Below are 11,521 nucleotides of genomic sequence, written 5' to 3'. Positions count from 1 at the left end.
CTGAACCGCCCCGGGTTTCGCGGAGGCTGTTTGGTTTAAGTCAAGCCGCCACCTTGGAAGCCTGACTGGCTAGTTGCCGATAGTAGTTTGCCTCAGCCTCTGCCGGCGGTATATATCCGATGGGTTCGAGCAGTCGCTGGTGATTGAACCAATGCACCCATTGGAGCGTGGCCAGTTCCACCTGCTCACGATTGCGCCACGAGCGTCTGTGGATCACTTCGGCCTTGTACAGGCCGTTAATCGTCTCAGCCAGGGCATTGTCGTAGCTGTCCCCTTTGCTGCCTACCGACGGCTCCACGCCAGCCTCGGCCAACCGTTCGCTGTAGCGGATACTGACGTATTGCGACCCGCGATCGCTATGGTGGATCAGATGGCTACCGCGTTCAGGCTGACGTGCGTATAAGGCCTGTTCCAGCGCATCCAGCACGAAGTCGGTTGTCATCGATGGGCTCACCCGCCAGCCGACAATGCGCCGGGCAAAGACGTCCACAACGAAGGCCACGTACAGCCAGCCTTGCCAAGTGGAAACATAGGTGAAGTCGGACACCCACAACTGATTCGGTCGGTCGGCTCGGAACTGCCGGTTCACCTTGTCCAGCGGGCACGGAGCCTTGTGGTCGCTGACTGTGGTGCGGACGATCTTGCCACGCCGGACTCCGCGCAGGCCAAGTCGTCGCATCAACCGCTCGACCGTGCAGCGGGCCACGGCGTCTCCTTCACGGTTCATCTGCTTCCAAACCTTGTCAGCACCGTAAACTTGCAGGTTCGCGTTCCACACAGCTTCGATCTTTGGCATCAACTTGCTGTCGCGCCGGGCTCGGTGGCTTTGCAAATCCGGATTTCGACGGCGGGCGGCATACCGGCGATAGGCTGACGGGGCAATCTGCAGCACCGTGCAGATTGGCTCGACCCCAAAAGCATCCCGGTGTCCATCCACCAGAGCGTAGATCACTTCAGCCGGCGGTCGAGCTCCGCCTGGGCGAAAAACGCACTGGCCACCTTGAGTATTTCGTTGGCCCGGCGCAACTCCTTGACCTCGCGCTCGAGCTCTTTGACGCGTTGCGCGTCGGCTGTGCTGACGCCCGGCCGTACGCCGGCATCGACGTCTGCACGCTTGACCCATTCCAGCAACGTTTGGGGTACGCAGCCGATCTTGGGTGCAATCGACTCGACCGCCGACCACAGCGAGGGATAGTCGCCGCGATGCTCTTGCACCATCCGCACGGCTCGTTCACGGACTTCAGGGGAAAACTTGTTTGTCTTGTTCATGGCTTCATCTTCTCAGGAGTTGAAGCCTCCGCGAAACCCGGGGCGGTTCACTTGTACCAAATTCTTGGCCGAGCCCTGAATGCTAAGTCGATGTCCTGCAGAGCAATCTCAGCGAGAAGGTTGGACACCGCTAACCCCTGAGGCACCCCAATAGTCGAGTTTGGGGTATCTTTCCTACCTTTCGATTCGGGCACGGTCGGGGTACTGACCGCGTCTCCAATTATTTTTTTGAGTTCAGGTTTTCTGATCTTCTTGTTTATAGCTTTACTGATCAGATGGTGGGGTATGGAAGGGTAAAAACTCTTCAAATCGATCTTGGCGTAATCCGCGTAATCTCCTGATGCTAGTGCAGACTTCAACGAGTCGATGACGACCTGGGGCAAGGTAAGTTTCGCTTGCGGGAATACGTCCGCGAGGCATTCACATAGGGCACGCAGGACGATTCTGTCCCTAGCTGTTGGAATAGAAATCTGCCTAGGGGAGGAGCCAGCTCCTTTGAGGATCAGCTTCTCTTTGTAGGCCGTGAACCGGTATTTTCCTAACTGAACTTTCTGGATGATGTGGTCAAGCTCATCGTTCAGCCTGCTGTCGAGACTCGCGGGCCGGGAACGGTCAAGTCCTATGGCACCGGAGTGCTTAATCTTATCGGTGTAGATCCGGAGCAGGTTTTTCCTGGCAAAGTGTTTCTTAAAGCTGTGAGCCGCACTCATTTCGTCATCCAGGCATAGATGCCTGCTACCAAGGGGAGCATGTAGAGGCTTACAGTGACTATGAAGCGCGTCGCGAGCCAAGCGAATGCGTAGACACTCTCCAGGCCTGTTGGCTTTCTACTAGTTAGGCCTTGAGCGAAGACTCGTGCGATTAGGTCGTCGATCTCCCGGTGATTTTCCGACTCGCTCAATAGCTCATCGTATTTGTTGGCCTGCTCTGTTGTAGGCGCAGAATCGGTCGGAAGATCACGGTGCAGACTCTGTAGTTTCAGATAATTGCTGCGCATGAGCATAGCCCTGACGCGGAAGTCGTGATTTGAGACCGTGAGAGACACGCCAAGCAGAGCTACCGAGAGAATAGCGGCCATGACATCAGTATCAGGCCCAAGCAACGTACTGCACCTGATAGTCATCACACCAAGTGTGGTGCCAAGAATCGCAAACCACACCAAAAGCAACTGCGAGTGAAAGTTCAGCCACTCTAGGCGCTGATGAGCTCGTATGCGAGCCTTATAAGTGAACCAGACGTTATCCTTCACTGATACTTCTCCATGATAAAGGGGAAGGGGCAGGAGGATTTGAGTACCGTTGAACATCCCCGTAAAGGGATCAGCGGGCAAGTGCCCAACAGCCGAGACTGTTAATTATCAGAACCGCCCTCGCTCGCACGAGAGGAAAAACCCGCCCCTTCCGCCGTAATTTTACAGTGCCATCAATGCAAGTGGAAGCCAGGAGCTCAGCCGTCGGAATACTGAAAACTCGCAAATTACGGGAGCCGCCAAGTTGTAATGGCTACGCACGCAATCAGCCCGCTTCTGACCGAAAGCAGCGAGTCACCAAGCCAATAGCAGCCAATCCTAACTGTCTAACTCGGCTCCCCAACCAGATATGATCGGTGGTGGAGCTCACTCTGACCACATCGATGCCCCCTTAGGCTGCACGGTAACCCCGTGCTGTCAACGTGCTGGTGGTATTTCGACGCCAAGTGTTTGGTGCTAAAGTTTGGGGTGCAAAAAGGGGATCAGTGATGAAAAAGAGAAAAGGCTCAGTCGCGACCGAAATTCAGAGACTTGCCCAGGCCAATGGGGTTACTGCTGAGCGCGATGGTCTGAGCTGGATGGCTGTCACCATCACGCGCCTGGCAGGCGACTCGGTATCTCTCGATAGCGTTGAGCAGATGCTGATTAACCTCAAACGCAAAGGCGCTCTAAGTAAGCCTCAGGCGTTTGACCTCCAGCGCCGCTACGTCATCGAGAAGCGTGAGGCGAAGGGGATGCTTGGTGGATGAGCTTTGATCCGTTCGGTGATTTCGAAACGGCTGGCTACCTCCGCAACAGCTTGGGCCTCAAAGACTCCGCTGAAGTAAAGGAGAACGAACACTTCTCTTTCGAAATGGGGCTTGATGAAGCCCTTTCCTACCTTGCGCGCACAAAGACACTGAATTACGAGTCCCTCTTGCAGGTGCACAGGTTGTTGTTCGAGAACTTCTACCCCTGGGCCGGGCGTGATCGTTTTGAGCTAGTCCCTCATCTTTCTGTCTGGAAAGGCCCTAAGGGCGATCCTAAGCGCACGTTCTTCGAAATCCCCACGATGATTGAGCGCGCTGTGGACTATGCCCTTAGCTTGGCGAACAAGGGAAAAGGCTTTATACAGAAGCCCGGAGAGGTTATGGGGCTACTTTGCTTTGCGCACCCATTTTTAGACGGAAACGGTCGCTCAATCCTCCTGTTTTACATGGAGCTCTGCTATCGAGCTGGCTTTGCCATCGACTGGGCCAAAACACGGAAGGACGAGTATCTCCAAGCCCTCGACAATGAGATTCATGATCCCAGTAAGGGCCACCTAGACCGCTACCTTGTCCCGTTCATTGTGCCTATCCACAGCCGTGATCAGTGGCCTCAGATCATCGGGCAAATCAACGGACTTGATGGGATGGATGGTGAGAGTATCACCTACGAAAACCTGGACAATCCCGAGGTTCAGAAGGTCTATGCGGCCTATCACGCCGAGCATCCTTACCCACCCAGAGATGACACACCCGAGGCCGGCCGCTGATCTACAAGCCAGGACTCGGCAGCGTTTGCCCCAAACACCAATGAATCGCCCCTCGTTTCGTAGATGCTCACTAACCGCTCCTGGCGGATACCCACCTCTTAAAAACGCAGCTATCGACCAGAAGCGGACGCCTACCTAGATTAGATTTTGAGTTATTGAGCCTCTATGAAACTAGGGAGGATTCCGGCATTCAAAACACAGCTCAGCTTTCTGAGATCCTCACTCACCTCTGGAAGTTGACTTTAACCTCTCGGGCTTATGTATCCGGGGGCGAACATAGCGCTCTCCACTCCATACAAAACCAAGGGGTCGCTTAGCCAGAGGCGACAAGCCTCATCCTCATTGCTGTGGTCTGGAGAACAGTCAACGTGGTACTGCTGCAGGACGTATCCTGCCATCGCCGCGCGTACTCGCAGCCTGAGCACCCCATCAGGCATGTCATAGTCGCACATTACAATCTGCTTACAGTTTTTGTCCGGGTGCGGGACGAGGGGCAAATCCAGCATGCGATTCCACTGATCATCATACTTTGGACCTTCCACGCTAAGAGGTTTCTGCCCCAACTGAACCCGAGCATGACCGATACGCGCTAGCACGAAGTCCGAAAACTTCTCGCGCTTCCGATCGAAAGCCCGGACATGCCAGCGCAAGCCGTCACAACTAGCGGCAAAAGGCACGATTTCGCGCTCGGACTGACCCGAACGCGACGTGTAGCTGATTTTGACCACTTGGCCCAGGCTGATTGCACGAGTGATTGGAGCAACGATCTCAACCTTCGGCTTGCTCAGTAATGAAACAGACTCGCTGAGGATAAGTGGCTTCTCTCCTACCATTCCGTAGCCATACCCTTGAGAAAGGCTAGCAAGCACCCGCTCAGCCGAATGAGCAACCAAGGGCGAGAATGTGTCGCGTATCACATAATGCTTAGCTACCGCATCAAGCTCTGTGTTGTTAGGGGCAATCTCACGGTACAGCGCAAAATCGCGAGTGGCAGCAGCTGCTCCTATTCCGAAGCGATCCATCAGATCCGCGCGGGAGACGGTCCCCGTGAAGTAAAGGCGGAAATCTATATACATCAAGCGTTCCCGCTGCGCCTGACTGCAGTCCATCAAATCAATCATCGGCTCTCCATCGTACACACTAACTCGCCTTGCCTATCCTGCCTCACGTATAGCGCGTGACCAATCACACCCGACAGGCAGCCATATTACATGAGTACTTGATCTAATCAAATTGATTAGGTTATATTTGATTTATGGCTCACGCTATCCAATCTATAGCGTACTAGGCGGCTTGCAAATGGGTTTGCGCTAAGAGGTGGAACGCCAAAAACGAAAAAACCGGTCAAGGTGCGAACTTGACCGGCCTCAGTAAAAGGCATCTGAACTGGCTCCAGATGTCTCTCGCGCTTTTGTGATGAAAGCTTTGTGATAGTAGCCCTTGTGGACTGCTTACGCAAGGGAGCGAGTTCTGTGTTCGAGCCACCTCAATCGGAGGCATTCCATGTCCCAGCTTGAGATCTTCGAAAAGCCTGACGAGGAAGGCGAGGTCATCTATCGCATGACCATCACCACCAAATCGGGGAAGGTGATTCGACGTGCTAACGGCCAACCGTTCCGCATCGTCATTCGCCCAAAATCGGCCAATTGATTTAATCGCTGAACAGAGCCCAGGGCAGTTTTTCTGCCCTGAAGCTAGCTCCTATCTATGCAAGGATCACGACATGTCTAAATGCACAGCACCAGTACGCGGACATAGCTCAGCGGCAGCTGCAGCAGCCTGTCCCGCTTGCCGCTACCGCAGCAGCTATCGAGCTTCCTACCCAACGTCTAATAGCCGCAGGAGCAGCTACGGAAGCAGTAGCGCCGCTAGCAGATCTAGCGGCGGTTCGAGGCCTCGCTGGTCCAAAGCCGATTCCTCCGTGTCATACACATTTGCTCAAGTGCAGTCACTTACACCAATCCGCTAGGCTGCAGAGGCGCGAGCAACTGCCCAACCAGACTTACGTGACGTATTCCTGTGCCACGCTTGGGATGATCGCCGGGGGGCAGCAAAAGAGCTGCACGAACTCCTTGTGGCGGCGGGAGTCAAAGTGTGGTTTAGCGAGGAGGACCTTGGGCTTGGTGTTCCGATGATGCGAGCCATCGACAAAGGTTTAGCCAACTCACGCATTGGACTTGTCCTGGTGACCCCCGCGCTGTTGGACCGCCTGCCAAAAGAGGGGGTCGCCGACAAAGAGCTTTCGGCACTTTTGGCGGCTAACCAGCTAGTTCCCATTGTGCACAACACAACCTATGACGCTCTCCGTAATGTAAGTCCGTTGCTTGCGTCACGGAGCGGCTTGGACACTGCGGAAGACGCTATGTCAGTGGTGGCGGCTAAAATCGCAGAGTTGATCTCGCTATAGCTGGATTTCCCATACAGTTTGTTATCTGAGCTGCCGTCCGCTTTCGTCAATAGATCTAGCGTCAAGGCTCGGTGAAAGAGCCAAAGCTATAATTTACCCTCTCTGCCCTTTGCAAATGGCAGAGAGGGAGCAGCCTAAGCCGGCACGCCAAACGCGTACAGGCAAAGCAGCCTTTGCTGTTTGGCCCGCAGCGCGAATAGGCTCCGGAAATTGGAGAGTTCTGCTGCATGTCGAACCCCCCTCGCAATCACCACTTCATTCCTCAGTATTTCTTAAAAGCTTGGCAGCATGCGGAAGGTAGAATTTTCCGCTATCGCCGCTTACCTTTCAGCGGCGCGATGGAGATTAAGTCGGTCGCCATCAAGCGCACCGCCTCAATCAAGGATCTGTACTACATCAACTTTCCGGATGGAGGCTTTGAAGTCGAGTCTAGCCACGTAACCCCTCTGATTGATGAGGCCGGCCACAAGGTTATAGAGAGGGCTCGAGGCAGTAGTGTCCAGAAGTGGGATACAGCCGACCGCCGGCAACTGGCGAATACCCTGACGTCACTGGAGGCGCGGCATCCTGACATTCTTAAGGCCATGGATGTCCGCTCTGCACTGGAACCGTTGCGCCAAAAGATCAAGGCCGAACACCAACTCTCGCACAAGTCAGTCGATGAGCTAATTGATTACTTTAAGGCGAGTAGGTCTCTCGGGGTGTTGTCCTTAATCCTATTCGCCCAGAACGAATTGCTGTCGCTGATTGCTCAGCCTTTTTCAGATGGGCTCTTACGGGCATCCATGCGAGAGTACAGCTACGAGCACTCGTGTTTGCTCTGTTCGGATTACCCCACCTCCCGCTGGGGCGACTACTTGAAAGACCTGTTGTTCATAATTGCTATAAGTCCGAGTAAAGCGTTAGTTTTTTCAAATAACCCATCCATCGTAGCTTTTGACCGCCTCAAGCCTCATGCTCTTGCTCAGCTGATCAACCTGTACACTCTGGGGAAAGCGCAGTCAGCATACTACTCTGATGATGCGCAAGGTGAGTTTGTTTTCACCCATCTCGGCTGGGCCTTGAATCGTCCAGATGTTTTGGATCAGCGCCAGTACGTCGAAGACTTCTTGCGGGCTGAAGATGCTTGGAGTCGTTAGAAGCTTTATCCAGCTTAAACTGACAAGGAAATGTGCTTTAGTTGGTGTTGCTGGCGCTATTTTTCCCAGAGACAGTCGTATCGGGTTGACGCCGGCTAATAGCAACGCATCCCAAATTTTCTGTAATGGCCAGTTCTTGACCGTAAGGTGAATCACCCCTGGTTTCGTAGGCATCTTTTGGCGTCCGCGATTGGCCGGGAGACGCCCGACGCACCAAGCCGCACCCGGCCAAATGCGGTCATCAGGTGCCTACAGAAACCAGGGCTATTCAACCTTTATCCGTGTAGAGATCAGTACTGTCGCTTGGGATTTTGTGAGATTTTTTGAACAGTGATACAGCTCTAGAAGAGCTGCTGAGTTAGAGTTTTAAAATCCATCAGCCCGGCGTATTACCTTAAGCCGTCACAAGGAAGAGGCTATGCAGATCCAGCACTTGGAGATCGCAAATTTCCGCAAGCTCCTGTCCGTTCGAATCGACCTGGCTAGCACCACCACCCTTTTGGTCGGGGCCAACAACAGTGGTAAGTCCTCCGCGATGTTGGCGCTGCGTAAATTTCTGCTGTCGAAAGCGAGCGCTTTCCGTCTCCAGGATTTAACTCTTGCTCACCTCGCGACCATTAATGCCATTGGTGTCGAGTGGGAAGAGGCTGGCGAAACCTTCGAGATACCAGAGGCAAACCAGTGGACGCATTGGCTACCGACTCTCGATCTATGGGTGGAGGCCTCGCAAGGGGAACTGCATTGCATCAAAGACCTGATTCCCAATTTTGCCTGGAAAGGTGGCTGCGTCGGGATGCGTTTTCGACTTGAGCCCAAGGACATGGCTAAACTCTTCACCGATTACCGGAAAGAGCGTAATCGCGTCAAAACACTGCTGCAGGAGATCTTGAACAAGACCGAGGAAGGAAAAACTCCACCCACCCTTTCACTTTGGCCGCAAAGTCTGCATGACTACTTTAACCGACGCTTGGGGGCGATGTTCACAATACGCTGGTATCGTCTTGATCCGGCGCAGCTCTGCGAACCAGATCCCAATACCCGCCACGCCAGCCCGCAAGCTCTGTCTGCGAACGCACGTCCGCTGGAGAGCAATCCACTGACCGATCTCATACGCGTTCACGAGATTAATGCGCAGCGCGGCTTTGGTGATAGTGCCGAGGAGTCCATCACTGAGGGACGAGGTGGTTCAGGGAAAAAACTTACTGAGCAATTGCGTGCTTACTATAGTAGACATCTGGATCCTGGTGACAGCCCTGACATTTCGGACCTAGAGGCGCTGACGGCCATTCAAGCTGCACAATCGGCCTTCGATTCCCGACTAACTTCCAGTTTCGCTCCCGCCCTGGAGGAGGTCGCCGGACTAGGCTATCCGAATAATACCGACCCGGCGATCAGGGTAGAAACCCGGCTTTCCCCTACGGACGGTATGAACCATGAATCTGCGGTTCTGTTCGAGTTGGATTCAGTCGCAGGTGCGCCTGGAGCTCCTCCCATGCGCCTCCCCGAAACATCCAACGGGCTCGGTTATCAGAACCTGATCTCAATGATTTTTCAGTTGATGGCATTTCGGGATGAGTGGCTGAGGAAGTATAAAAATACCGAGGAGCAGTCCGACGCAGGCGTCGAGCCGATCCACCTGGTGCTGGTTGAGGAGCCTGAAGCTCATCTTCATGTCCAAGTGCAACAAGCATTCATCAAGCACGCGTATCACGTCCTATGTAATGACTCGCTTCTCAAGAAATACCCGCGGCTCAAAACACAGCTGGTGGTCAGCTCCCACTCCAGCCATGTTGCTCATGAGACGGATTATGCAAACCTTCGGTATTTCCGAAGGCTACCCGCAGGAATGGCCGGTGTACCCATCCCGGTGTCCACCGTCTCAAACTTGAGCACAGTGTTCGGGGACAAAAACCGCCACAAGCAAACCAAGGAGTTTGTGACTCGTTACCTCCGGGCGCAGCATGCCGATCTCTTCTTCGCGGACGCTGTGATCTTGGTAGAAGGCGCTGCTGAGCGAATGATGATGCCGCATTTCCTTCGCAGTCATTTTCCCTTCCTTGACCGCTGCTACATCACCATCCTGGATATTGGAGGCAGTCACGCGCATCGCCTCAGGCCATTAGTCGATGCGCTGGGAATTGTGACGCTGGTGGTCACGGATTTGGACGCAGGACTCAAGAAATCAGCGGTACCCGTCAAGCGAAAGGCGAAACAAGTAACCAATAATCCTACCCTGCGCAGTTGGGTCACCGCCCTGAATATTGGGCATGATGTCGACACATTGCTGGATCTGGATGCGGAGAAAAAATCGCAGCAGATAGACGACCTGTTTGCGATCCATATTGCTTATCAGACACCTATCAACGTTGTTCTGCCCAAGACTAAAGGTGAAGATCAGGCGCTGCCCAACACCTTTGAGGACAGTCTGGTGCTCAGCAATGTGCAGCACTTTGCAACGAAGCAAGGTCGGGGTCTGACCAAGGCTTTCGCCAAAGCGTTGCGTGATTCTGCAACTGCAGACGATCTAGGTCAGGCTTTGTTCGACGCGCTCAGATCGGGAGACAAGGCGGAGTTCGCGTTACAGGTGCTTGGAGACCCTGACTTCACCAAGTTGGCTGTTCCAGAGTACATCCGGGAAGGGCTCGTCTGGTTAGAAGATAAGTTGAAGAAGAAGAGCAAGGAGCTCTTGATTATCCCGACGGACAGTGTCGAGGTGACTTCCTAATGAATGCCAAAAAGGATGCCTCCGATGAAATGAAGCCCACTGCGGATGACGTTATCCAGGAATGTCTTAACCTGGAGATGCCACGCAGTTTTTTCCTATACGCAGGTGCCGGCTCAGGAAAGACCCACTCCCTCGTCGTCGCAGTGAAATCACTTAAAGAACGGGAGCGCCAGCGCCTCACGTTTGAAGGCCGGCAAATCGCGATCATCACGTACACCAACGCAGCTTGTGAGGAGATTGCGAGTCGACTTGAGCACGATCCGCTGGTTGAGGTTTCAACGATTCATGCTTTCTCTTGGAAGCTGATCAAGGGCTTCAACGACGACATTCGTGAATGGTTACGTACCAAGCTAGTGTGCGACATCGCTGAACTGGACGACAAGCTCGTTCGGGCGAGATCAGTGAACAAGACCTACCTGGCTAACCAAGCGAGCCGGGATAGCAAAGCCCGTCGTTTGGCGTCCCTGGATGGAATTGCGGACTTTACCTACAGCCCGACGGGAGACAACCGAAGCAGGCAATCTCTGAACCACAGTGAAGTCATTCAGATGGCTGCAGCTTTTCTACCCCAGCCGCCCTTACTCGATGTTATGGCGGATAGGCACCCGGTACTGCTCATCGATGAAAGCCAAGATACGAACGGCTCGCTCATGGATGCATTTCTGAAAGCTCAGGAGGCGATTCCTGGACGATTTTGCTTAGGGCTGCTCGGCGATACGATGCAGCGTATCTACAACGACGGGAAGCCAAAGCTTCACGAAGCCATACCGTCAGACTGGGCCAAGCCTGAGAAACGTATCAATCGTCGTTGTCCGATACGAGTTGTCGATTTAATCAACGATATCCGCGCAGGCGCGGATGATTATCGACAGATACCAAAGCCGGGAGCTGCCCAAGGTGTGGTGCGTATGTTCTGCATAGGGCAAGCACCAGGGCAAGATTTTAGCTTAGAAGACCAGATCGCTGAGCAAATGGCAGAGATCTCGGGTGATGCTCAGTGGGCCACCGGCAGGGAAGGCCGCAAAACGCTGATCTTGGAGCACAAGATGGCTGCCCGCCGCATGGGTTTCGAAGGTGCGTATTCCGGCGAACGTGACCGGTCATTCCGGGGATCGTGACCGATTTGCACACGGCCTTCACGCTGGAACGTGTTTTGTACTCTGAGCGGTCACGATGGGTCAATCGATACCGCGTTTTGAGCGTTAGCCTTTCTCAG

The 11,521-nt window shown here is 53.9% G+C and carries 11 protein-coding genes and 1 other annotated feature; of the genes, 7 read left to right on the top strand and 4 right to left on the bottom strand.

The window, feature by feature from the left end; all coding sequences use genetic code 11:
* Positions 1-40 precede the first annotated feature (40 nt).
* The 3 genes from AC13EY_RS14250 to AC13EY_RS14240 form a co-directional block, all read right to left on the bottom strand.
* A protein-coding gene (locus tag AC13EY_RS14250) for an IS3 family transposase (protein WP_123891115.1) occupies positions 41-1,269 on the bottom strand; the annotation gives its coding sequence in 2 pieces (ribosomal slippage) (positions 41-981 and positions 981-1,269; 1,230 coding nt in all).
* Positions 875-991, bottom strand: a sequence feature (AL1L pseudoknot). It overlaps the preceding gene by 117 nt.
* 47 nt (positions 1,270-1,316) lie before the next feature.
* A complete protein-coding gene (locus AC13EY_RS14245; RefSeq protein WP_482875824.1) occupies positions 1,317-1,979 on the bottom strand; it encodes a reverse transcriptase domain-containing protein in 663 nt (220 codons plus the stop codon).
* Positions 1,976-2,518: an SLATT domain-containing protein gene (locus tag AC13EY_RS14240; protein WP_482875822.1), complete on the bottom strand. Its 543-nt coding sequence runs from the start codon at positions 2,516-2,518 to the stop codon at positions 1,976-1,978. The genes AC13EY_RS14245 and AC13EY_RS14240 overlap by 4 nt, the downstream gene beginning before the upstream one ends.
* 488 nt (positions 2,519-3,006) lie before the next feature.
* Between AC13EY_RS14240 and AC13EY_RS14235 the strand changes: the two genes are divergently transcribed.
* Positions 3,007-3,267 carry a hypothetical protein gene (locus tag AC13EY_RS14235; RefSeq protein ID WP_482875820.1) on the top strand — a complete coding sequence of 87 codons (261 nt, stop codon included), beginning with the start codon at positions 3,007-3,009 and terminating at the stop codon, positions 3,265-3,267.
* Positions 3,264-4,034: a Fic/DOC family protein gene (locus AC13EY_RS14230; RefSeq protein ID WP_482875819.1), complete on the top strand. Its 771-nt coding sequence runs from the start codon at positions 3,264-3,266 to the stop codon at positions 4,032-4,034. Before AC13EY_RS14235 ends, AC13EY_RS14230 begins: the two co-directional genes overlap by 4 nt.
* A 242-nt stretch (positions 4,035-4,276) precedes the next feature.
* On the opposite strand, the gene AC13EY_RS14225 is transcribed toward AC13EY_RS14230, so the two are convergent.
* Positions 4,277-5,155 carry a helix-turn-helix transcriptional regulator gene (locus tag AC13EY_RS14225; RefSeq protein ID WP_482875817.1) on the bottom strand — a complete coding sequence of 293 codons (879 nt, stop codon included), beginning with the start codon at positions 5,153-5,155 and terminating at the stop codon, positions 4,277-4,279.
* Positions 5,156-5,537: 382 nt separating this feature from the next.
* On the opposite strand from AC13EY_RS14225, the gene AC13EY_RS14220 reads away from it, so the two are divergent.
* From AC13EY_RS14220 to AC13EY_RS14200, 5 genes are all read left to right on the top strand, one after another.
* The gene (locus AC13EY_RS14220; RefSeq protein ID WP_482875816.1) at positions 5,538-5,684 is read left to right on the top strand and encodes a hypothetical protein; all 147 of its coding nucleotides are present in this window, start codon (positions 5,538-5,540) and stop codon (positions 5,682-5,684) included.
* Between the two features lie 367 nt (positions 5,685-6,051).
* Positions 6,052-6,441, top strand: coding sequence for a toll/interleukin-1 receptor domain-containing protein (locus AC13EY_RS14215; protein ID WP_482875826.1), 390 nt, complete (start codon positions 6,052-6,054; stop codon positions 6,439-6,441).
* A 227-nt stretch (positions 6,442-6,668) separates the two neighbouring features.
* On the top strand, positions 6,669-7,580 hold the full coding sequence (locus tag AC13EY_RS14210; protein ID WP_482875814.1) for a DUF4238 domain-containing protein: 912 nt from the start codon (positions 6,669-6,671) through the stop codon (positions 7,578-7,580).
* A 418-nt stretch (positions 7,581-7,998) separates the two neighbouring features.
* Positions 7,999-10,305, top strand: coding sequence for an AAA family ATPase (locus AC13EY_RS14205; RefSeq protein ID WP_482875812.1), 2,307 nt, complete (start codon positions 7,999-8,001; stop codon positions 10,303-10,305).
* Complete coding sequence (locus AC13EY_RS14200; RefSeq protein WP_482875811.1) at positions 10,305-11,423, top strand: UvrD-helicase domain-containing protein; 1,119 nt, start codon at positions 10,305-10,307, stop codon at positions 11,421-11,423. The genes AC13EY_RS14205 and AC13EY_RS14200 overlap by 1 nt, the downstream gene beginning before the upstream one ends.
* Positions 11,424-11,521: the final 98 nt, after the last annotated feature.

Source organism: Halopseudomonas sp. L-58 (genome assembly GCF_056859475.1).
The sequence above is the reverse complement of the archived record's forward strand: the minus strand, read 5'-3'. Positions and strand labels throughout refer to the sequence as shown.